Raw genomic sequence first — 22,734 nt, 5'->3', positions numbered from 1 at the left:
GACACAGCCTAAGATCCAGAGGCAGGTTTTCGGGATTCGGTTCATAAGACGCCTTGCTCAACTCGTTGCATCTTGTACGACTTTACTTGAGAATCGTTCGGTTTTTCTGTTGCGCCGCATAAAGATCGCATTTTGAGGCAGCGTCAAAACGCAGACGTTTCCGCCGGCTAATCGTTCCCGCCGGCATCGACGGGCGCCGGCACGGCGGCGGCCGGCCCGACGGTCGTTTCGATCAGCGCGAGGATGCGCCGGTACTCGTCGGTCCAGCTGGACGGCTCGGTAAAACCGTGGTTCTCGACCGGGTACACCGCCATCTCCCAGCCGGTTTTGCCGAGTTCGATCAGCCGCTGCGCGAGCCGGACGACATCCTGGAAATGGACGTTGGTGTCGACCATGCCGTGCGCGATCAGGAGCGGGTCCTGGAGGCCGCCGGCGAAATAGATGGGAGAGGAGCGAGCATACGCGAGCGAATCCGTCTCCGGCGTATTGAGGATGTTCGCCGTGTAGGGATGGTTGTAATGCGCCCAGTCGGTGACGCTGCGAAGCGCCGCGCCGCCGCCGAAATGCTCCGGCTCCGTGAAGAGCGCCATCAGCGTGATGAATCCGCCATAGGAGCCGCCATAGATAAACACTCGTTCCGGGTCGATGCCGTAGGCCGATTCCGCGTAGCGCGAGGCGTCGACGAAATCCTGCAGGTCGCGGCCGCCCATGTGCCGGTAGATGGCGGTGCGCCAGTCGCGCCCGTACCCCGAGGAGCCGCGGTAGTCGACGTCCAGCACCAGATAGCCCCGGTCGGCCAGAAGGTTATGGAACATGTACTCGCGCTGGTAGCTGCTCCACCAGCGATGCACGTTTTGCAGGTAGCCGGCGCCGTGGACGAACAGGACCGCACCGCCGTTGGGAGTTTCCGGGCGGTAGATGCGCGCCGGCACCCGGGCCCCGTCCGAGGCCTCGATCTGCATGATGTCCGGGTCGCGCCAGGCATAGGCATTCCAGGCTTCGGTGGTGGAGTGGGTGATCTGGCGCGTCGTGCGGCCGGCGGCGAGATGGATCTCGGGCGGCTTGTTGCTATAGGAATGGCGGATGGCGAGCGTGCGCTCGTCCGGCGCGATGGTGACCTCGTTGTTGCCCGGCATCGTCGTGAGGCGGGTGCGTTTCCCGCCGGCGGCGGGCATGGCGTAGAAGTGCCGCTCGAAGGGAGATCCTTCGCTGCTGGTGAAGAACCACGTTTTGCCGTCGCGCGACAGCATCGGGTCAAACACCTCGAAGGGGCCCGAGGTCAGCGCCTGGATGGCGCCGGTCTCGACGTCGACGGCATAGAGGTGGCTGTAGCCGGTGGCTTCGCTCTGGAAATAGAAGTGGCGGTTGTCGCTCATCCATCCGTAGGCGTTGCTGCCGAAGCGCGACCAGGAGATGCCGGGGCCGGCGACCCAGGCATCGTCGGTTTGCCGGTCGAGCACCGTCAGCGCGCCGGTCTCTGGATGAAGCCGGGCCAGCCAGCGGTCCTTGTTGTCCGCAGCCCGCACTTCCACCACGGCGTAGGCGCCATCGCCGCTCCAGGCGATCCAGGTGGGATAGAGGTCCCGTCGTGTCTTCGCCGAATCGACCGCGGCGGCGCCGTCGCGCCGGAAGGCCGGCACGTCGTACGCGCCGGGGAGCTTGTGGAGGTCGACCATGAACGTCGTGTCTCGTTCGAGGTCCTGCACGTAGAGTTCGCCGGCGTCGTCGGCCTCGCCGACCTTTGAACGGGCGGACTGTGCCTCGGCGAAGCCATTCTCCGTCACGTAACGCATCACGGAGGTGCGTTCCGGTGTGCTCGGATCCCACAGGGTGAAGGTCACGAATCGTTCCGTGGGGTCGACGCCGAGGTCCTGGATCCGCTTTTTGCCGGTATAGAAGACGGGCGGGACATCCCGCAAGGCGTCCTGGCGTTTGCGGGCGTCGCGCCGTTGCGCCGTTTCCTCCTGTTGTTTCTGGACGTAGTCGAAGAGGCTTTTTTGCTGCTCGGTGAGGAAGTCGTCATTTGGCGATTCATCCTCGGATGGCGCCGAGCCCGGCCGCAGATCGGTCAGCTGGGCGATGGAGCCGGCCGCGAGGTCAAGCCGGTAGATATTGTCGTTCAGGACGAACTGGACGGTCCGGTCGCCGGGACCGAAGCGGGGACTGGTTTCCACGCCGCGCGTGTCGGTCAGCCGGCGCGACCGGCCGGCGGTGCGGTCGTAGAGCAACAGGTCGCCGTCGCGGGTGAAGATCATGCGATTCCAGGACGCGTCGAAGACGCGCTCGCCGTGGCGCCAGCCGGCGAAGCGGGGCGGCAGGTCGCGCTGCGCATCCAGCGGGACACGGACCGGCTCTTCCTGATCGACGCCGATCGCGAAGAGGGAGTCCGAGGCAAAGGCTCCGAGCGGATTCCACGCGAAGTAGAGGGTCCGGCCATCGAGCGTCCAGTACGGTTGCTCCGGCGACGCGCCGACCCACGTGTTCTGATCCTGCATGATCATCGGGACGGTCAACTGGAGCGATTGCGCCAGCGCGGCGGGGGCAGTGGCCAGGAAAACCAGCGAGAGCAGGGCGCGGTGCTTCATACGGATCGGAGCGGTTGGGACAGGAACGGGGCGAATATACGGCAGACCACACCGCCGGCGTCAAAACGGCTCAATTTCGAGGATAGTGTGACGAACTTGTAGAAAGAACCGCGTGTCCGGCCCCGGAAGCGCTACCATTTTGGTGTCAGGTTGCTTGCGTCGTGGGCATGCGGTTATCTTAATCGACGCACACGTTTTTCTGGCATACCGTTGCTGGCCCAGGCACGACGTCGTCGCCCCATCAGGGAAGTGGTTCACTTGAGAAGGCGACCGGCGTAGAGAAGTCCCCCGAAAGGATTTCTTCCAGAAGAAACGACCCTGAACGCCCGTGTTCAACATCGAACACGGGCGTTTTTTTGTGGGAAAAAGCCGGCGTTTCGGGGTGCAAGTAACCCCCTTTTACTATCAGGTATCATCCCCTGTAGCTACATGTTTTTATCTGTTACCGTCTTGTAGAAAGTGGTGCTGGAACCCCTTTCGGAAGCGCTACCGGGTTGCGTGGGCATTGCCATTGGAAAGAGGGGCCGTCTATATTCGGCCCAGTCGATGTTATACGTCTTCAAAGCCGATCACCCGTCATGAACATTGCGCCACGGTACCTGGGAGCACGAATGTGTTGTTGTTGTCTTGCGATGCAGCATGCCGCTCCCGCGCACCCGTCCTGGCGTTTTTCCGGATGATATCGACACCTGTTCGATAGCTGATTCGACGCCCACGGCCGCGCAGGCCCTGGGCGTTTCTTTTTTCCCCCTTTTGCCAACCCGAAGTCTACCGCGATGGAAGTCACTACCTGGAAATCTCTGCTCGAAAGCCGGCTCGCCGCCGACGCCGCGCGCGAAATCGATCTGTTCGAGGGGCAGATGGCATTGCGGCGGATCGGCAAGGTGGACGAAAAGGTGTTCGCCGAGACGCGTCTCCGCTGGGGCATCTACGGCCAGCGCTACGACAATGGCCAGCGGCACGACGGCCAGGAGTCGCGCACCCTCGCGTTTCCCACGGACCTCACCAAGGGGCCGAACACCCTGTGGGACGCTCCCGGCATGCAGCGGATCAAGCTGCCTTACGGCCGGATGACGCCGGCCCAGATGGATGTGCTCGCCCAGGTGGCCGACGCCTACTCCGACGGGATCCTCCACGTGACGACCCGCCAGGACATCCAGCTGCATTTTGTCCACATCGAGGACACGCCGGATCTCATGCGGCGTCTGGCGGCGGTGGGGATCACGACGAAGGAGGCCTGCGGCAACGCCGTGCGCAACGTGACGGGCTGCCCGCTGGCCGGCGTGTGCCACACCGAGCCGTTCGAGATCTCGGGATACGCCCAGGCGCTGACCGAATTCCTCATGGGGCACGACGATACCCAGGATTTCGGACGCAAATTCAAGATCGCTTTTTCGGGATGCGAGGCGGAGGCCTGCGGGCTGGTGAAGATGCACGACCTGGGGCTGCTGGCGCGCATCGAAACCGTCGACGGCGTGGCCACGCGCGGTTTTACGGTCTATATCGGAGGGGGGCTCGGCGCGATCCCCCACCAGGCGAAGATCCTTACTCCGTTCATCGAGGAGGAGCGGCTGCTGCCCCTCTCGCAGGCGATCGCCCGGGTTTTTGCCCGGCACGGCGAAAAGCGGAACCGGAACCAGGCGCGCATCAAATTCCTCGTGGCGAAGCTCGGCATCGACGCGTTCCGCGATCTCGTGTTCGAGGAGCTGGAGACACTGCCGTTTGACGAACGGTGGACGGGGCTCGTGGCGAAATACCGCGACACCCGGGACACTCCGCTGCGGCCGGCCTCGGCGCTGGCCGACGGCCCGCGGCCCGCGGGGTTTGAGGACTGGCGCCGCACCAACGTCTACGCCCAGCGGCAGCCCGGCTATTCCGTCGTCACCGTCCGTCTTCCGCTCGGCGACCTGACCGCCGCGCAGCTGTTCGATCTCGCCGACATCACCCGCCGCTTCGCCGGCGAAAACGCGCGGACGACGGTCGACCAGAACATCGTGCTGCGCTACATACCGGACGGGGATCTGCCCGATGTCTATGCGGCGCTCACGGCGGCCGGCCTCGGCACCGCCGGCGCGAACGGCATCGTCGACATCACGGCCTGCCCGGGCACCGACACCTGCAAGCTCGGCATCGCCTCGTCGCGCGGGCTCGCCGGCGAACTGATGCGCCGGCTCGAAGCGCGCTGGACCGACCTGCCGGCGATCGTGCAGGACCTCAACATCAAGATCAGCGGCTGCTTCAATTCGTGCGGCCAGCACCATGTGGCCGACATCGGCTTTTTTGGCAACAGCCGCAAGGTGGGCAGCTACAAGGTGCCGCACTTCCAGGTCGTGCTCGGCGGGCAGTGGTCGGACAACGCCGGCAGCTACGGCATGGCGGTCGGCGCCGTGCCGGCACGGCTGGTGCCCGACGTCGTCGACGCCGTCTCCCAGCGCTTCGTGGCGGACCGGGAGGGCGAGGAGTCGTTCCAGCACTGGGTGGCGCGCCTCGGCAAGCAGGGTGCGCGCGGACTCATCGAGCCGTTCATGATCACGCCCGATTTCGCGACGCAGCCGGACTTCTTCTCGGACTGGGGCGATCCGCGGGTCTATACGCTGAACGACCTCGGCATCGGCGAGTGCGCCGGCGAAGTCGTCTCCCTGTTCGAACTGGAAGTCGCACGCGCCGAATCGGAGAGCTTCGAGGCGCAGCTCGCGCTCGAGCGCGGCGACGGCGCGGATGCCGTGGCGCGCGCGCACAGGGCGATGCTGTCTGCGGCGCGCGGGCTGCTCCGCTCGCAGAATGTGGACATCGGCGATACCGAAGAGACGATTGTGCCGGCATTCGAAACCCACTTCGTCGAAACCGAACGCTTCTTCGATCCTTTCGCCGGCGCCAAGTTCGCGCGCTACCTGACCGGCTGGGTCGCCCCGGGCGCCGGACCGGTGCCCATCGATGTCGCCCGGCAGCGCATCGAGGAAGCGCAACTCTTTATCGAAGCCGCCCATGCATGCGACATGCGCATGCAGACGCCCGCCACGCCTGTGCCCGTCGCGCCGGCAGTGCCGCGCCGCGCGCCGGTTCTTCCCCCACGGATCTAACCCGAGACGCCCATGAAACCGCATCGCATACAGGTTCGCTTTGTTCTGGACGTCCCCGAGACGTTTTCGCCCGGGCATGTCGTGCCCGTGTTTCACCGTTGGATTCGCGAGGGGCGGACCGACATCGTGCTGCTCGACGTGGCCGACTACCGGCACGTGCATCGGGGCCCGGGCATCGTCCTGGTGGGGCACGAGGCCGATTTCGCCGTCGATTCCGCCGGCGGCACGCTCGGGTTTCGCTACACCCGGAAGCGGGACGTAGCCGGCACGCTGTCGGGCGCCGTCGCCCAGGCCCTGGTCGCCGCCGCCGCCGGCGTCCGGACGTTGCTGGAGGATCTCAAGGCGTCGCCGTCGATCGTGCGGGCCGACGCCTTCGAACTGACGCTGGTCGATACGCTGCATTACCCGAACGACGAGGCGAGCCTGCAGCAGGTGTCGGAGACGCTCGGACAGCTGTTTGCCGGCGCGGGCCTCGGGGCGCCGCGGACGGCGCGAAGCGCGTCCGACCCGCGCGGGCCGCTCGCGCTCCAGGTATCGGTCGCCGGCGTGACCGGCGTGCGCGTCTACGAGGATGCGCTGGCCGCCCTCTTGCAGACGGAGGCGTTGCATGAGGCCGCATAAACGAACCGGCACGGTCTACCTCGTGGGCGCCGGCCCCGGCGACCCCGAACTCATCACCGTCCGCGGCCTGAACGCCATCCGGACGGCCGACGCGCTCGTCTACGACCGGCTGGTGCATCCCGCGTTGCTGGACGAAGCGCCGGCGCGCGCCGAGCGCATCTATGCCGGCAAGGCGCCGGGCAGCGTGGCGATGGAGCAGGCGGACATCGAACGCCTGCTGGTGCACCTGGCGCACCGGCACGAACGCGTCGTGCGGTTGAAGGGCGGCGACCCGTTCGTGTTCGGCCGCGGCGGCGAAGAAGCGCTGACCCTGCGCGAGGCAGGCATTGCGTTCGAAATCGTGCCCGGCATCTCCAGTTCGATCGCGGCGCCGGCGTATGCCGGCATCCCGGTCACGCATCGCGAACGCGCGCGCGGGTTCACCGTGGTGACCGGGCACACCTGCCGGCCCGACGAGATGCCCGACTGGGCCGCGCTGGCGCGCGCCACGACGCTGATCGTCCTCATGGGGCTCGGCCGTCTCCGGGAGATCGCCGGCGGGTTGCTGGCCAACGGGCTTTCCGCCGAGACGCCGGTCGCCGTCATCTCCCGCGCCGCCACGGCGCAGCAGGAGACCGTCGGCGGCACGCTGGCCACCATCGCCGAGCGGGCGGCGCACCTGGCCTCGCCGGCGACGATTGTCATCGGCGAGGTGGCGGCGATTCATGAACGGCTGGCCTGGTACGATACTTCAGACACGGCGGGCATCGAGCGGATGCGCGCCCCCTTTTCAGATCATCTAGTGGCGCTCTCTGCCTGAGGATTCGACGTATGGAACACCCTCACTGGACACCCAAACAGCTGAAGGCGCTTCAGGCCGATCTCGAGTCGGCTTCTCCCCGCGCGATTTTGCAGTGGAGCTACGAGACGTTCGGCGATGACGTCGTGATGGCGACGGGTTTCGGCACATCGGGCATCGTATTGACGCATATCCTCAGCGAGCTGCGGCCCGGGTCGGACGTGTTTTATCTGGACACCGATCTCCTCTTCCCTGAGACCTACGCGCTGCGGGATCAGCTTGCTTCGCAGCTGGACATCCACTTCGTGCGCGTGCACGGCGGGTTGTCGGTGGCGGATCAGGACGCGGAGCACGGGCCGGCGCTATGGGAGCGCAACGCCAACCAGTGCTGCTTCCTGCGGAAGGTGCTGCCGCTCCGCTCGTTTCTGCAGGGCCGGGAGGCCTGGATCACCGGCATCCGCCGGGACCAGGCCAGGACGAGGGCGCGGGCGTCGGTGGTCGACTGGGATCCGGCGAACCAGCTCATCAAGATCAATCCGCTGGCCTACTGGACGTCGGAAGACGTGTGGTCGTATATCCGGCTCAACGAGTTGCCGTACAACACGCTGCACGACCGCGGATATCCCAGCATCGGATGCATGCCCTGCACGCGGGCGGTGGGCGCCGGCGAGCACGAGCGCTCGGGCCGCTGGGCCGGGCTGGACAAGGTCGAGTGCGGCATCCATCTCAATACCCAGGCGGCATGAACGTCTATCCGATCCTGCTGAACGACCTCTCGGGCCGGCGTTGCGTCGTTTTTGGCGGCGACCACGAGGCCGAACGCAAGGCGCTGGAGCTTCGCGAGCACGGGGCCGACGTGACGGTCGTCTATCCCGCGCTGACGCCGGCCTTGCAGGCGGCGGTCGACGCCGGCGACGTGTCGTGGAGGGCGCGGCGCTATGAAGCCGGCGATCTCGCCGATGCGTTTCTCACGATCGTGTCGTGCCGGTACGAAGGGGAAAAGAAGCCGATCTGGGAAGAGGCACAGCGCGAAAAGGTGCTGATCAACGCGATGGACGACGTGCCGCATTGCTCGTTCGTGGCCGGCTCAGTGATCCGGCGCGGCCCCCTCGTGGTCACCATCTCCACCAGCGGATGCGCGCCGGCGCTGTCGGTCCGGCTGCGGCAGCGGTTCGAGCAGGAGTTCGGCCCCGAATACGGCGAATTTCTGGAGATGATGGGGGCGTTGCGGACCGAGATGATGCGCCGTTTTCCGGATTTCGAGACGCGTCGGGAGCGGTGGTACCGGCTGGTGGATAGCGACATCCTGGAGCGCCTGCGCGAGGAAGATCGCGACGGCGCGGCGCGGCAGGTCGAGGCGATCCTGGCGCCCGCGGCGTGAGACCCGGCGCCGCAGCCACTTCACGGCGCACGCCGGCCGGCGCGGAGCGCGTGTGAGCCGGCCTTAAAAAACCTCCAGGCGGATTTGGAAATCCGCTTTTTTGTTGGGATAATTGGGGAGGTTTTCGGCGTCTGTTGCAAACGCACGGAACCGGCACAGCATCGGCACAGCACCCACGTCTGCCCATTATCCTACCGGATTCCGATCGTTTGCTGGCTCGTGCCCGTATCGTCGCGTGCGTACCCACGTGCGTTATTACGTGCACCCTATTCCATCGTGCGCCGGCCACCTGCTCCTTGATCGCCCTTACAAGATCTATCGCCTAGATGTTCGCCAAACGCGCATCCTTCAAGCCGGCTGCCGTTCCGCTGGCTCTATTCGCACTCGTCCTCTGCCTCCTTGCGCCCGACGCACTCCACGCCCAGTCCAAGCGCTTTCAGGACACCCCCGCGGCGCCTGAACTCGACGCGGCGGCGCTGACGCGTATCCAATCGGTCATACAGGCCCATCGGGAAGCGCGCGCGGTCGGCGTTCAGACGGCCTCGAAGGGCGGACGGCGGACGCCGCCGGCCGTCAACAGCGCGAGCCGGCTCGACGTGGTCTATACCGCCCGGTATGTCGATACCGCCCCGGCCGTCGCCTTCTCGTTTCCCGACGAGGCGCACGATTTCTGCCGCGCCGAATTCGATCCCACGGCCGATCAGGACTATACGCTGGCCTCCACGCTGACCTCCGGCAACACGCTGACCGTGCAACTGGACTGGACCGCCAACGACGGCACGGTGACGGACTTCGACCTGTTTCTGTTCGATCGCAACGGCCAGATCGTGGGCGACCCGACCGGGCTCCTTCCCGACGGCGCGTACGGCGATGCCTCCCAACTGGCCGGCGCACCGCCGACCGAGGTCGCCTTCGTGACGGCTTCCGGCGGAGATGAACCGGTTTACGCCGTCGTCGACCGATTCCGGGGTACCGGCGATGCCCAGCTAACGCTTTCTTTCACGGGCGACGACGGCACCTTCGTCGTGGATGAATATGTAGGCGACGATTTCTTCACCCACATCGACGCCGTCGCCGATGCCGTGATCGGGTTGCTGCTCGACGGGGCGGCGCTCGATCTCGACGCCGTGCCCTCGCCGCGGCCGAATTTTAACGCAGCGTTTAACACGGACGGCTGCGCCCGGAGCGTCACGTTCCACCTCATCAATCAGGCCACGGGCGATACGCTCGTCGTGTCGACCGACGACCTCGCGCCGTTTGCGGCGCTGGGCGACGACGCCGGCGACTTCACGCCGTTCGATCTGGCCGGCGGCTCGTACATCCTCGAAGCCATCCCCTACGGAGGGCCGGGCGGCACCGGCGCCGCCGGGACGCCGCTGAGCGTCGGCTTTACCGTCGCCGAGACGGCCGCGCCGGGCATCGGCGGCTTCACGCTGATCGACGCCGATACCGACGCGCCGGTCGACGGCTACGACCCCATCGCCGAAGGCGCCGTGCTGGATCTCACCGTGCTGCCCCCGAACCTCAACATCCGCGCGAACGCGATCGACCCGCAAGGGGTCATCGGCAGCGTGGTGATGGCGCTCGTCCGCTCGGACGGCGGCGTGGGCGGCGAAGCGAACGCGACGGACGACACGGCCCCGTACAGCGTCTACGGCGACACGGCCGGCGATTTTCTCCCGGGCGGCCTCGATATCGGCGCGTACACGTTGACCGGGACGCCCTTCGCCGGCGCCGGCGGGCAGGGGACGCCGTTCGATGGCGCGACGCTGAACTTCAGCGTGATCGGACCGCGGATCGAGAGCTATACGCTCATCGATGCCGGCGCGGATGCGCCGATTCCGGAATACGACCCCATCCCCGATGGCGCCGTGCTCAACCTGGCGGCGCTGCCGGCGAGCCTGAACATCCGGGCCAACACCCGCGACCCGCAGGATATCCTCGAGAGCGTCAAGTTCACGCTGTCGCTCAACGGTGCCGTCGCCCGCACATCGACCGAGCGCGCTCGGCCGTATTCGCTGTATGGCGACTTCAACCAGGCCGTGCAGGGGACGGACACGTCGATCGACGTCGATCCGCCCAACATCCCCAACTATGGCGTGTGGCCCTCGCCGCTGAACGGGTCGTACAGCCTGCTCGGCATCCCGTACGACAACGACACGCCGAGCCTGGGCCGCGCGTACGGACCGCTCACGGTCAACTTTTCGATTATCAATTCGCCGGCCGGCGCGGCCCCTCCGCAGGGTGTGCTGACCAACTACCCGAATCCGTTCAACCCGACCACCACGATCCGCTTTGCGCTCGCGGAGGCCCAGCCCGTGAAGCTGCGCGTGTTCGACGCCGTGGGCCGTGAGGTGCGCGTGCTGATCGATGGTACGGTCGACGCCGGCGCCCACGAAGTCGAATTCAACGCCGGCACGCTCGCCAGCGGGCTCTATCTGTATCGCCTCGAAACCCGGGCCGGCGTGCAGGTGCGGCCGATGGTCCTGATGAAATAGTTGATGGCCGATCGACCGCGATCGACCCGTATCCCACCCGCCCCCACTTATGAAAAACAGGATGTTTTCGAAGATATCGTGCTTGCGGTCCCTTGCGATGGGCATGCTGGCGCTCGGGTCTCTGGCCGTACCGCGTGCCGGTCTGGCGCAGAGCGATTGCCAGGGGCCGACCACCGTCACCGTCCGGCTGTTTCCACTGGGGCCGGCGTACAGCGACATGCAGCGGACGGTGGAGTGCAACCTGGCACAGGTGCTCTCTGCGATCGACGAGCAGAAATACCAGCGGACGACCTACATCACGGTCGACGCCGCGCAGAAGGTGGTGGACGAGGTGATGGGCCAATACCGCACGCGGCAGTCCCTCTACCGGGCGCTCCTGGTGCCGCATCTGACGGACGATCGGGTGTACGAGGTGCGCGGCATCCACGTGCAGTCGCTTGAAGACGGGACGGAGCGCCAGCCGCAGCTCGCCTTCACGCTCGACGCCGAGGGCAAGATCACCGGGGTCGAGATCGTCGACAACGCGGCGCGCCAGCGGGAGCGCGAGCGGTTGCGGGGTGCATTTCGGGGGATGTCCGACGCGGATGCCCGCCTGAAGGTGCTGGAGATGGTGCAGGACCTCGAGTCCGCCTACGCCCAGGAAGGTGCGCAGGCGATCAACAGGAGCCTGCGCGAGCAGCTGACCGACGCCTTCGTCGTCGTTTCCAAGCTGTCCAACGCCGGCCGCGCGTCGGAAAAACGCTATCCCGCCAGCCAGTACGCGGACGCGTTCACCCGGGCGGTGCAGTCGCAGCGCAACCCGGAAGTCACCTTTGAACAGATCCGCATCTATCCCCAGAAAGATGAGCGCAACGCCGTGATTCCGAATCGGTATCACGCGACGTTCCTCCAGCATTTCATGTTTCCGCCCCGCGGGTATCTGGATTCGGATTACATCTCGCTGGACATCCAGCTGGTTGATGACGGCTCGATCGAGCTGCGCCGCGCCGGCCGTGGGTCGTTCACCGTGGTGAGCATCCCCTCGCTCGCCGAGATCACCAACGTGGACGATCTGCCGGTGGACCTCTCCACCCCGCACGATTTCGTCAACGTGTCGCAGCAATACCATTATCTGCGCGTTGGCGGCATCTGGTACGCCGCCCAGGACCTGCGCGTCACCCCCGACCAGGTGGTCCAGCGCGACACCCTGATCGTGGAGCTGGAGCCGCGCGACTTGCAGATCCGGATCACGACGACGCCTGCCGATGCCGCGATGACGGTCAATGGCGTGTCGCGGAGCTTCACGAACGGCGGTCTGTTCACGGTGCCGGCGGCGAGCCTGGAGCCGGTCGCCGGCCGGCCGAACGCGCGCCGCGTGGCCTTCGCGTTTTCGCATCCCTACTACGAGGCCTCGGTCAAGGAACTCGAGTTCGAAGGGCCGGACGGCGTCGAGCCGCTCGTGGTCCATCTCCAGCGGCTCCGCGGGACGCTCGACGTGACGACCGCGCCCGCCGGTTCGGAGGTGCTCGTCGATGGCGAACCGGCCGGCGTGGGCCCGCTGTCGACGTCGCTCGAGGTGACCGGTACCGACCGCGCGCCCTACATGGTGTCCGCCCGGAATACGGCGTGCCTGCCCACCGAAGTGGCGGAAGAGTGCGCCCTCATGATTCCTTCGGCGCCCGTTCCCGTGACCATCGACGCCCAGACGCCCACGCGCCTGTCGATCGATCTGAAGCCGCTTATTGTACGTAACGAGACCACGACGGCCGACATCGACGCCGCCCTGACGCGGGAGGGATCGTCGCTGATCGTGCGGTACGACATGGCCGACCGCGACGGCAAGAGCCGGCGCTACACGGTCGATTTCGGGCTTCGCGATGCGACGGGCGCCGCGCTCGGCACGCCGGCATCGCTGCAGTGCATCGAGACCGAGGCGGCCTGCCTGGGCTCGGGGCTGGATTCCGGCGCATACGGCTTCGTGTGGGACATGAGCGCGTACCCGGACGCCACGCCCGTGCTGACGCTGCGCAAGAAGCGCTCGCGCCTGCCCTACTTCCTCCTGCCGGCTGCCGCCGGCGTGGCCGCCGCCTTCATTTTCCCGAGGACGGGCAGCGGCGGCCTTCCGTTCCTGCCGCCGCCGCGTCCCCAGTAACCTGTTTTTAACCTAGTCAGTAGTGCCGATGCCTACGCGTACGCACGTTTCTCGCCTGTTGAACATCCTGGCGCTGGTATGCCTCGTGCCAGCCACGGTGGCCGCCGCTCAGGTAGGGCAGCCGCCCGCCGATCCGCCCGCCCTGGCGTTGCCGGCGGACCAGGACACGCTGTATACCCTCACGCCGCCGGTCCGGCTGGAGTGGGCGGAAGTCGCCGGCGTCGGCACCTACGAGGCGCAGGTCTTCACGGTGCCGGCGGTGGACGGCGTCGAGCCGCTGCCGTTCCGGTCGCGCACGCTCCAGGATCCGTTTTTCGAACTCCCGAGCGCGGACCTGCTTGCCATCGCGGATACGGCGCGGACCTTCACCTATTACTGGCGCGTCCGGGCGCGTAACAACGAAGGCGAAGGGCCGTGGAGCGAGGTGTGGGCGTTTACCCTCGATCTGCGTCCGTCCGTCGGCCCGATCGCGGCGCAGTTCGTGGACGAATTGCAGGAGCTGGCCTTCGTCGCGCCGGCCTCCGATCCGCTGGGCGGGGCGCTCGCCTTCAGCCTGGATCCCGCCTCGCTCGCGCTCGGCATGACCATCAACCCGGACACGGGGGCGTTTTCGTGGACGCCGACCGAGGCGCAGGGGCCGGGCACCTACCCGGTCACGGTCTTCGTCACGGCGGAAGACGGCACGGTGGTCTCCACCGCGTTCGAAATCACGGCCGGCGAGGTCAACGCCGCGCCCGTTCTGGCACCGATCGGCGACCGGCAGGTCAACGCCAACGCGGAGCTGACGTTTACGGCGGTGGCGACCGACGAGGACGTGCCGGCGAACACGCTGACGTACAGCCTCGACCCCGACGCCCTGGCGCTCGGCATGACGATCGATCCGGCTACCGGCGTATTCAGCTGGACGCCCGACGAAACCTACGACCCCGGCGTCTACCCCGTGACGATCACGGTCACCGACGACGGTCAGCCTGTCCTGTCGGCTTCCGAGACGATCAACGTCCAGGTCGGCGAGCAGGGCATCCCGCCGGTCCTCGATCCCGTCGCCGCGCAGACGCTGGACGAGGGGCAGACGCTCAACCTGACCGTCAGTGGTTCGGATGGCGATACGCCGCCGGATAGCCTGACTTTTACCCTCGACCCGGCCTCGCTCGCGCTGGGCATGACGATCGCCGGCATCGACTCGACCTCCGCCCTCATCGCGTGGACGCCCACCGAGGAACAGGGACCGGGTGTCTATACGGTCACGCTGACCGCGACGGACGACAGCGGCGCGCAGCTCTCCACGTCGCTCACGTTCGACATCACCGTCAACGAAGTGAACGTCGCCCCGGTGCTGGACGCGATCGGCGATCAGGCCGGCGCGGCCAATACGGAAATCGCCTTCACCGCCACGGCGACGGACAGCGACGTGCCGGCCAATACCCTGACGTATGCCATCGACGACGCCGCGATCGCGCTGGGGATGACGATCGATCCGGTTTCCGGCGCGTTCACGTGGACGCCCGACGAGACCTACGACCCGGGCGCCTATCCCGTCACCGTCACCGTGACCGACGACGGCGCGCCGCCCCTGTCCGATTCGGAGACGATCCAGGTGCGCGTCGGTGAAGTCGGCCTCGCGCCGGCGATCGATCCGATCGCGGATCAGCAGATCGACGAAGGTTCGACGCTTGTGCTCTCCGTCTCGGGTTCGGATGGCGACACGCCGCCGGACAGCCTGACCTTCACCCTCGACGAGGCCTCGCTCGCGCTCGGCATGACCATCGCCGGCATCGATTCGACGCACGCCACGATTTCGTGGACGCCTTCGGAAGCGCAGGGGCCGGGCACGTACGCGGTCACCCTTCGCGCCACGGACGACAGCGCCGGCGCGCTGTTTTCCGAGGCCACCTTCACCGTTTCCGTGGCGGAAGTGAACGCCGCCCCTGAACTGGCCGACATCGAAGACCAGGCCGTGACCGCCCTGCAGACGATCGCGATCCAGGCAGCGGCCACCGACCCCGATCTGCCGGAGAACACCCTTGTCTATCGGCTCGACCCCGCCTCGGAAGCGCTGGGGATGACCGTGGATGCGGCGACGGGCGCCTTCAGCTGGACCCCCGGCGGCGCCCTGGTCGGCGCCACGCCGTCGGTCACGCTGTACGTCGACGACCGGCCCGCCGGCGATCCGGTGCTGCTTACCGACTCCACGACGTTCACCATCACCGTCGATGGCGGCGCCCCGACGCTCGGTACGCCCGACGGCGCGTGCAGCGCGCTGGCGGAGTTTCCGCTGACCTGGGCCGAGCTGCCCACGGCCGACCAGTACATCGTCGAGATCGACATCACCCCCGGCTTCACCAATCCGGTGCGCGAGACCGTATCGGGGCCGCCGTTTTCGGCCGGCCTGTCCGGTTTGAGCGAAGATCAGGTGTATTACTGGCGCGTGACCGGGTTGAACAGCGTGGCCGGCGTGGCCGGCGTGCCGTCGGATTTCCGGACGTTCTCGCGCTGGCCGGCGAACATCGCGCTGGCGCACACCCTGACGTACCCGAAGGCCACCGAGTCGGGCGACTTCCGGATGGTGAGCGTGCCCGGTCAGGCGCAGGGCCTCCAGCTTGCCGCTACGTTCCCGGGGCAGGCGGAGGGTGTGGACTGGCGCGTGTTCCGCGACAACAGCGTCAACACCTCGTATCCGATCTACCTTGTGCAGTACGAACCGGGGCAAAACGCGTCCGAATTCCAGTTTCAGCCCGGCGTGGGCTACTGGGCCATCAGCACGAGCGCGTGGACCGTTCCCGGACAGTCGGTCGCTTCCGTGCCGCTGGATCAGGCCACGTCGTCGTTCTTCGGCATCCCGCTGAACCAGGGGCCGAGCGAAAACGACGCGCGGTGGACGATGATCGGCAACCCGTACGATTTCCCGGTGAGCTGGCAGGCGATTCGCGAGGCGAACGGCCTGACGGCCGGCGACGATCTGTGGGACTGGACCGGCCAGCAGTATGAGTCGGTCGACCTCATGGTCCCCTACAAGGGCTACTACTTCTTCAACCGCCCGAACCTGCCGCAGCTGGTCATGCCCTGCGACCTTCGGCTGACGCCCGGCGCGGCGACGGTGGCCCGGCCCGACCTCGAGCAGCATCTCGATCTGAAGATCGCGGCGCAGGTGGATGGCCAGGATGTGGCGGTTTCGTCGGTTCGCGTCGGCATCCACGCGGAAGCCGGCAACACGGTGGATGCGTTCGACCGGTTCGTTCCGCCGGCCTACTTCGAGCAGGAGCGCCTGACGCTCGTGAACGAAGGGATGGACATGCGGTACCCCTTCCTCGCCCAGGAAGCCCGCGGCGATCTGGGCGACGGGCAGACGTTTGATGTCGAGCTGAAGGCGACGCCGGGCAAACCGGTCCGCGTGCAGCTGGACGGGCTGGCCGCGTGGGCCGGCGCCGGCGCGCTGCTCATCGATCCGGTGCTCGGGCGCTCGTACGATCTTGCCGCGAGCCCGGAAATCCGCCTTGAGCCGACGACGGAATTCTCCCGGTACCAGTTGCTGGTCGGCGGCGCGGCGTTTCTCGAGGAGGCGCGCAGCGAACTCGTCCCCACGGAATTCCGCCTGCTGCAGAATTACCCGAATCCGTTTGCGGATCAGACGACCATCGAATACGCCCTGCCCGAATCCGGTTTTGTGCGGATCGCGGTGTACAACGTCCTCGGCCAGCGCGTTCGCGCGCTGGTGAGCCAGGCCCAGGATGCCGGCCTGCATCGCGTGCGCTGGGACGGCCGTGGCGATGCCGGCGAATCGGTGGCGAGTGGCGTGTACTTCTACGTCTTCGAGTCCGACGCACACCGCGCGACCCTGCAAATGGTAAAAACCCGATAACGCCCTGAACCGAGGGGCGGGCAGCGGTTCGCCCCTCGACCTCCAGGCCGGTAGCCCCTCCCCATACCCGATTTTATGAAACGCACCATCGCACTCATCGCCTTACTGGCCGGCTTTGCCGGCGCCTCTCAGGCCCAGGACTACCGGGGTCGGCTGGACGTGACGCCGTATTTCGGGGCGCTGGTGCCAACGAACGATGTCGTGGCAGCCGGCGGGGTGGGCTCGGGCTCGCCCGTGGCGAAGCATGAAGTCAATGTCGTCTTCGGCGGCAAGCTCACGTACTGGTTCGGTGAAGCGATCGGGATCGAGGCCGACCTTGCCCACGCGCCGAATGCCCTCGAAAGCGAAGCGTTCGGCATTCCGGGCACGGTGGACGCCCAGTTTTTTGTGTTCGACGCGCGCATCGTGCAGGCCTTCGCCCGCGATAACCAGTCCGCGGCGCTGCTGCTCAGCGGCGGCCTCGGATTTTTCGCCACGTCGTACGATCAGTTGGACATGACGACGGGCGGTCTCGGCGTGCTGGGGATCGGTCTGCGGCTGCCGCTCGGCGGCGTCGCCCTGCAGCTCGAGGCCGAGGATTACATCTCTACAACCCGCTGGGAGCTGCGGGACGGATCAAAAACCGACAAGGAAATGCAGAACGATCTTCGCTTTTCCGTCGGCGTGGCGATTCCGCTGATCCGGTAACCCATCCCCCGCATCTCGGCCGCCGCGCCCGTTCGGGCAACTCTGCGGCGGGCATTCCGTAGGCGCAAAAAAAAGAAACCCGACGGGTGGTTTACGGACCGCCGGCGGGTCTCCATGTTACGTGTTTCAATAAACGGACTCCACAATGCAGCCATTCCGAACCCTGCTTTCCCTTCTTCTGGTCGTCACCGCGTTTTCGGCCTGTAAATCCACCGAACCCGTCCAGACACCCGATGCCGGCGTCGTCGCCCTGGCATCGATGCCCATGGAAGAACGTCTCGTTCAGGCCCATATCCAGGCGCTGGGCGGCATGGAAAACCTCAAAAACGTCCAGAGCATCACCATGCAGGCCGAGGTGTCGATGATGGGGATGAACATGCCGCTGAAGATGTACATGAAGCGGCCCGGGATGATGCGCAACGAAGTGGACGTGACCGCGATGAACATGAAGATCGTGACGGGCTACGACGGCACGACGGCGTGGACGATCAACCCGATGATCGGGCCGGGCGCCCAGGTGCTCGCCGGCAGCCAGGCGCGGGGTGTCGTCGAACAGGCGCAGATCGATGGGATTCTGGTCGATTATGCGGAAAAAGGATACACCGTGACCTTCCTGGGCGAGGAGGCCGTCGGCGGAAAGCCGGCGCACAAGCTGAAGGTGGATCGTCCGGACAGTACGCCGGTCATCCTGTATCTCGACGCCGTGAGCCACCTGCCGGTCAAGCAGGAAGGGGAGGGCATCGATCCGCAGTCGGGCAACGCGATTCAGGTGACGACGATGCTGAGCGACTACCGGACCGTGGGCGGGATCATGATGCCGTACCAGATGGAGATGGAACTGGGCGGGGCGATGTCGCAGAAGGTTACGATGAAGGAGATCGTCGTAAACGCCGATATCAGCGATTCTATCTTCGAATTACCGGTTTCCTCGAATTGACGGATGATCGCCGGCCGATTCCCCGTCGGCCGGCGATTATCGCTGCCCGCATCCTGCCGATACATTCACCGATTGCGTTTTCGCAAGCGGAAAACTATCGCCAGGATATGAAAGAGAAGGCACACGTCTACGATTACGATCTGATTGTCATCGGATCCGGTCCCTCGGGTCAGAAGGCTGCCATTCAGGCCGCCAAGTTGGAGAAACGCGTCGCGCTGGTCGAAAAGAAAGGCGTGGTCGGCGGCGTTTGCATCAATACGGGCACGATTCCCAGCAAAACGCTTCGCGAAGCCGCGATGTACCTGTCCGGCTACCGGCAGCACAACATCTACGGCCGGTCGTATTCGGTGAAGGAAAAGATCACGATCGACGATCTGCTGTTTCGCACCGATCATGTGATCCGGCTCGAGATCGACATCATCCGGCACCAGCTGCTGCGCAATCACATCGACCTGTTCACGGCGAGCGGTTCGTTTGTCGACGACCACACGGTGCGGATGAGCTTCGGCGCATCGAACGGCGAGCGCGACATCACGGGCGCCAACATCGTCATCGCGGTCGGCACGTCCGCCACGCGCGATCCGCATATCCCGTTCGACGACCGGAACGTCATCACGAGCGATGAAATCCTGGGTCTCGACGAGATCCCGCGTTCGCTGGCTGTCATCGGCGGCGGGGTGATCGGGATCGAATACGCCAGCATTTTCGCCTCGCTGGGCGTGCATGTGACGGTGATCGACAAGCGGAAGGATCTCCTCTCGTTCATCGACGCCGAAATCATCGACTCGCTGGTCTACCATCTGCGTCAGCATCGCGTGGTCTTCCGGCTCGGCGAGGAAGTGAGCGGTGTGGAAGTGCTCGACGACGCCCACCAGACGGTTCGCATCCATCTGGACAGCGGCAAGAAGGTGCTGGCCGAGAAGGCGCTCTACAGCATCGGTCGCACCGGGGCGACGGGTTCGATCAACCTGAAAGGCGCCGGCCTGGAGTCCGACGACCGCGGCCGGCTCACGGTCAACGAATTTTTCCAGACGAACGTGCCCCACATTTACGCCGTGGGCGACGTGATCGGCTTCCCGAGCCTCGCCTCGTCGTCGATGGAGCAGGGGCGTCTGGCGGCGAACCACGCGTTCGGCGTCGGGACGGGCGTCATGCCGGAGCTGTTTCCCTACGGCATCTACAGCGTGCCGGAGATCTCGACGGTCGGTCAGAACGAAGAGGAGCTGACGCGCGCCGGCATCCCCTACGAAATCGGCAAGGCCAACTACAGCGAAGTGGCGCGCGGCCAGATCATCGGCGACACGATCGGTCTGCTCAAACTCATCTTCCACATCGAAACGCGGAAGCTGCTCGGCGTGCATATCATCGGCGAAGGCGCGAGCGAACTGATCCACATCGGTCAGGCGGTCCTCGGTTTTGGCGGAACGATCGATTATTTCATCAACACCGTCTTCAATTACCCGACCCTGGCGGAGAGCTACAAGATCGCAGCGCTCGACGGGATGAACCGGGTGGGTCTCGCGCTCAAGGACACGGCGATCCGGGTGGCGATGCACAAAAAAGGCAAGGAGCAGCCGGCGGCGCCTCCCGCGGCGCCCCCTGCGCCGGCCGAGGGTACCAAGCTGCACGACCCGGCCGTGGCGGCCAACGGATACTGAGCCCCGATCGAGGACGCCCCGAGGCGGATTGCGCGCTGAGATGATGCGTCCGCACCGGCGCTGGAACCGCTTCCGGGGCTAGGAACCTTCCCCAAGCCGTGTGTTGAAAGGGCCTGTCGTTTTGTACGAAAAGGGTCTTTAGCAAATAGATGCAACGAATTCTGGTGACGGGCGCCAACGGCCAGATTGGTGGGGAGCTCGTGCGTAAATTGCGCGGTGACGTGGGGACCGAGGCGGTAACCGGGGCGGATCTCAGGCCGGCGTCGGATCCCGGGGCAGGGCCCCATGTGGTGCTGGATGTGCGGGATCGCGACGGCATGGAGCGGCTGATCGCCGAACGGGAGATCGACACCGTGTACCATCTGGCGAGCCTGCTTTCCGTGACCGGCGAAGCCCAGCCCGATCTGGCCTGGGAAGTGAACGTGCAGGGGCTCAAACACATCCTCGATATCGCGCGCAACCGGACGCTCCAGCTGTTCTGGCCCAGCTCCATCGCCGTGTTCGGGCCGGCGACCCCCCGGATCGATACCCCGCAATCGACCATCATCGAGCCGACGACGATGTACGGCGTCACCAAACGCTCCGGCGAGATGCTCTGCAAGTACTACGCGGAGCGGTTCGGGGTGGATGTCCGCAGCATCCGGTATCCCGGCATCATCAGCTACGCCGTCGAGCCCGGCGGCGGAACGACCGACTACGCCATCGACATGCTCCGCGCGGCAGCGGAAGGCGCCGACTACACGTGTTTCTTGCGTCCCGACAGCCGGCTGCCTATGATGTACATGCCCGACGCCATCGACGCGACGCTCGACATCATGCAGGCTTCCAGCGAGGCGATCACGGTCCGCTCGAGCTACAACCTCGCGGCGATCAGTTTTTCGCCGGAGGAACTCGAGCACTCCATCCGCCGGCGCATCCCCGCCTTTATCTGCCGCTACGCCCCCGACCATCGCCAGCGCATCGCGGACTCCTGGCCGCAAAGCATCGACGACAGCTCCGCCCGGAAGGACTGGGGCTGGGATCATCGCTACGGGCTCGACGCCATGGTAGACGACATGCTGGACCATCTCACCATCACCCCATGATCGAAACAGCCATCGAACATTTTCGCGCCGAACTCGACGCGATTCGCGAGGCCGGCCTGTACAAGGCCGAGCGCGTCATCACGACCCAGCAATCCGCCGAGATTGCCGTCCAGACCGGCGAAGAGGTCATCAACTTTTGCGCGAACAACTACCTCGGGCTCGCCAACCACCCCGATCTGATCGAGGCGGCGAAGGCGGGGCTCGACCGGTACGGGTTCGGGCTCGCCTCGGTCCGCTTCATCTGCGGCACGCAGACGATCCACAAACAGCTCGAGGAGCGTCTCTCCACGTTTCTGCAGACCGAGGACACGATTCTCTATACGTCCTGCTTCGACGCCAACGCCGGCCTCTTCGAGACCCTGCTCGACGCGGATTGCGCCATCATCAGCGATCAGCTCAACCACGCGAGCATCATCGACGGCATCCGCCTCTGCAAGGCCCAGCGCCATCGCTATCCGAATGGCGACATGCAGGAGCTGGAACGGCTGCTGCAAGAGACCCAGGGCGCCAAACGCCGCATGGTCGCGACGGACGGCGTCTTCAGCATGGACGGCGCCGTGGCCAAACTGGACGCGATTTGCGATCTCGCCGAGCGCTACGACGCGATGGTGATGGTGGACGACAGCCATGCTACCGGGTTCATGGGCAAGACCGGCCGCGGCTCGATCGAACAATGCGGCGTGATGGGGCGCGTGGATGTGATCACGAGCACCCTGGGCAAGGCTCTCGGCGGCAGCACGGGCGGGTTCACGAGCGGCCGCAAGGAGATCGTCGAACTGCTGCGCCAGCGGTCGCGCCCCTACCTGTTTTCGAATACCCTCGCGCCGGCGGTCGTATCGGCGAGCCTCAAGGTCCTCGACATGCTGAGCGAAACCACCGCCCTGCGCGACCGCCTGGCCGACAACACGGCCTACTTCCGGGAGCAGATGACGGCGCAAGGGTTCGACATCAAGCCGGGGTACCACCCGATCGTGCCGATCATGCTCTACGACGCGCGTCTGGCCCAGAACATGGCGGCCGACCTCCTCACAGAGGGGATCTACGTCATCGGGTTCAGCTACCCCGTCGTGCCCCAGGGCCAGGCCCGCATCCGCGTCCAGGTCTCCGCCGCCCACTCCCGCGCCCATCTGGACCGGGCCGTCGCGGCCTTTGCGAAGGTGGGGAAGAAGCACGGCGTGATCTAACGAAGGGAGCCGGCTTCTTGCACGGTCAAGCGGGCCGTGGGGGGGAGCGACCTTCGGTCGCTGTCATGAATGCTGCACATGGTCATGGATGCTGCACATGGTCATGACGGTGCAATGCACCAACTGACCGCGGCCGCAGGCCGCAAGTGACCAGTGTCCAATGACCGCGGCCGCAGGCCGCAAGTGACCAGTGTCCAATGACCGCGGCCGCAGGCCGCACGTGTCCAGTGCCCAATGACCGCGGCCGCAG

14 protein-coding genes are annotated in these 22,734 nt (G+C 65.9%); 13 read left to right on the top strand and 1 reads right to left on the bottom strand.

Annotated features, from left to right (window positions below; genetic code table 11):
* Positions 1–167 precede the first annotated feature (167 nt).
* Positions 168–2,585 carry a prolyl oligopeptidase family serine peptidase gene (locus tag R2834_20255; GenBank protein MEZ4702678.1) on the bottom strand — a complete coding sequence of 806 codons (2,418 nt, stop codon included), beginning with the start codon at positions 2,583–2,585 and terminating at the stop codon, positions 168–170.
* 776 nt (positions 2,586–3,361) lie between these two features.
* Here R2834_20255 and R2834_20250 point away from each other — a divergent pair.
* From R2834_20250 to kbl, 13 genes are all read left to right on the top strand, one after another.
* Positions 3,362–5,665, top strand: a complete 2,304-nt coding sequence (locus R2834_20250; GenBank protein ID MEZ4702677.1) for a nitrite/sulfite reductase — start codon at positions 3,362–3,364, stop codon at positions 5,663–5,665.
* A gap of 12 nt (positions 5,666–5,677) precedes the next feature.
* A complete protein-coding gene (locus R2834_20245) occupies positions 5,678–6,286 on the top strand; it encodes a hypothetical protein (GenBank protein ID MEZ4702676.1) in 609 nt (202 codons plus the stop codon).
* A complete protein-coding gene (cobA, locus tag R2834_20240) occupies positions 6,273–7,085 on the top strand; it encodes a uroporphyrinogen-III C-methyltransferase (GenBank protein MEZ4702675.1) in 813 nt (270 codons plus the stop codon). The genes R2834_20245 and cobA overlap by 14 nt, the downstream gene beginning before the upstream one ends.
* Before the next feature lie 11 nt (positions 7,086–7,096).
* Positions 7,097–7,810 carry a phosphoadenylyl-sulfate reductase gene (locus R2834_20235; protein ID MEZ4702674.1) on the top strand — a complete coding sequence of 238 codons (714 nt, stop codon included), beginning with the start codon at positions 7,097–7,099 and terminating at the stop codon, positions 7,808–7,810.
* Complete coding sequence (locus R2834_20230; GenBank protein MEZ4702673.1) at positions 7,807–8,445, top strand: bifunctional precorrin-2 dehydrogenase/sirohydrochlorin ferrochelatase; 639 nt, start codon at positions 7,807–7,809, stop codon at positions 8,443–8,445. Before R2834_20235 ends, R2834_20230 begins: the two co-directional genes overlap by 4 nt.
* Before the next feature lie 326 nt (positions 8,446–8,771).
* Positions 8,772–10,943 carry a T9SS type A sorting domain-containing protein gene (locus R2834_20225; protein MEZ4702672.1) on the top strand — a complete coding sequence of 724 codons (2,172 nt, stop codon included), beginning with the start codon at positions 8,772–8,774 and terminating at the stop codon, positions 10,941–10,943.
* Positions 10,944–11,004: 61 nt separating this feature from the next.
* Positions 11,005–13,074, top strand: coding sequence for a hypothetical protein (locus R2834_20220; GenBank protein ID MEZ4702671.1), 2,070 nt, complete (start codon positions 11,005–11,007; stop codon positions 13,072–13,074).
* Positions 13,075–13,102: 28 nt separating this feature from the next.
* Complete coding sequence (locus R2834_20215; GenBank protein ID MEZ4702670.1) at positions 13,103–16,933, top strand: putative Ig domain-containing protein; 3,831 nt, start codon at positions 13,103–13,105, stop codon at positions 16,931–16,933.
* A gap of 75 nt (positions 16,934–17,008) precedes the next feature.
* Complete coding sequence (locus R2834_20210) at positions 17,009–17,620, top strand: hypothetical protein (GenBank protein ID MEZ4702669.1); 612 nt, start codon at positions 17,009–17,011, stop codon at positions 17,618–17,620.
* A gap of 145 nt (positions 17,621–17,765) precedes the next feature.
* Complete coding sequence (locus tag R2834_20205) at positions 17,766–18,557, top strand: hypothetical protein (protein ID MEZ4702668.1); 792 nt, start codon at positions 17,766–17,768, stop codon at positions 18,555–18,557.
* Between the two features lie 107 nt (positions 18,558–18,664).
* Complete coding sequence (sthA, locus tag R2834_20200; protein ID MEZ4702667.1) at positions 18,665–20,215, top strand: Si-specific NAD(P)(+) transhydrogenase; 1,551 nt, start codon at positions 18,665–18,667, stop codon at positions 20,213–20,215.
* 149 nt (positions 20,216–20,364) lie between these two features.
* Positions 20,365–21,300: an NAD-dependent epimerase/dehydratase family protein gene (locus tag R2834_20195; protein ID MEZ4702666.1), complete on the top strand. Its 936-nt coding sequence runs from the start codon at positions 20,365–20,367 to the stop codon at positions 21,298–21,300.
* Entirely contained in the window at positions 21,297–22,484 is a 1,188-nt protein-coding gene (kbl, locus tag R2834_20190; GenBank protein MEZ4702665.1) for a glycine C-acetyltransferase, read from the top strand. The genes R2834_20195 and kbl overlap by 4 nt, the downstream gene beginning before the upstream one ends.
* The last annotated feature ends 250 nt before the right edge of the window (positions 22,485–22,734 follow it).

This window comes from Rhodothermales bacterium (assembly GCA_041391505.1).
Lineage (GTDB): Bacteria > Bacteroidota > Rhodothermia > Rhodothermales > JAHQVL01 > JAWKNW01.
Note: the sequence above shows the minus strand (reverse complement) of the source record. Positions and strands in the feature narration are given on the sequence as shown.

Bases quoted from the DNA above. Each gene is read 5' to 3' on its own strand.
- R2834_20225 (MEZ4702672.1), top strand. From the start codon at position 8,772: ATGTTCGCCAAACGCGCATCCTTCAAGCCGGCTGCCGTTCCGCTGGCT.
- R2834_20195 (MEZ4702666.1), top strand. From the start codon at position 20,365: ATGCAACGAATTCTGGTGACGGGCGCCAACGGCCAGATTGGTGGGGAG.
- R2834_20245 (MEZ4702676.1), top strand. From the start codon at position 5,678: ATGAAACCGCATCGCATACAGGTTCGCTTTGTTCTGGACGTCCCCGAG.
- sthA (MEZ4702667.1), top strand. From the start codon at position 18,665: ATGAAAGAGAAGGCACACGTCTACGATTACGATCTGATTGTCATCGGA.
- R2834_20210 (MEZ4702669.1), top strand. From the start codon at position 17,009: ATGAAACGCACCATCGCACTCATCGCCTTACTGGCCGGCTTTGCCGGC.
- R2834_20235 (MEZ4702674.1), top strand. From the start codon at position 7,097: ATGGAACACCCTCACTGGACACCCAAACAGCTGAAGGCGCTTCAGGCC.
- R2834_20255 (MEZ4702678.1), bottom strand. From the start codon at position 2,585: ATGAAGCACCGCGCCCTGCTCTCGCTGGTTTTCCTGGCCACTGCCCCC.
- cobA (MEZ4702675.1), top strand. From the start codon at position 6,273: ATGAGGCCGCATAAACGAACCGGCACGGTCTACCTCGTGGGCGCCGGC.
- R2834_20250 (MEZ4702677.1), top strand. From the start codon at position 3,362: ATGGAAGTCACTACCTGGAAATCTCTGCTCGAAAGCCGGCTCGCCGCC.
- R2834_20215 (MEZ4702670.1), top strand. From the start codon at position 13,103: ATGCCTACGCGTACGCACGTTTCTCGCCTGTTGAACATCCTGGCGCTG.
- R2834_20230 (MEZ4702673.1), top strand. From the start codon at position 7,807: ATGAACGTCTATCCGATCCTGCTGAACGACCTCTCGGGCCGGCGTTGC.
- kbl (MEZ4702665.1), top strand. From the start codon at position 21,297: ATGATCGAAACAGCCATCGAACATTTTCGCGCCGAACTCGACGCGATT.
- R2834_20220 (MEZ4702671.1), top strand. From the start codon at position 11,005: ATGTTTTCGAAGATATCGTGCTTGCGGTCCCTTGCGATGGGCATGCTG.
- R2834_20205 (MEZ4702668.1), top strand. From the start codon at position 17,766: ATGCAGCCATTCCGAACCCTGCTTTCCCTTCTTCTGGTCGTCACCGCG.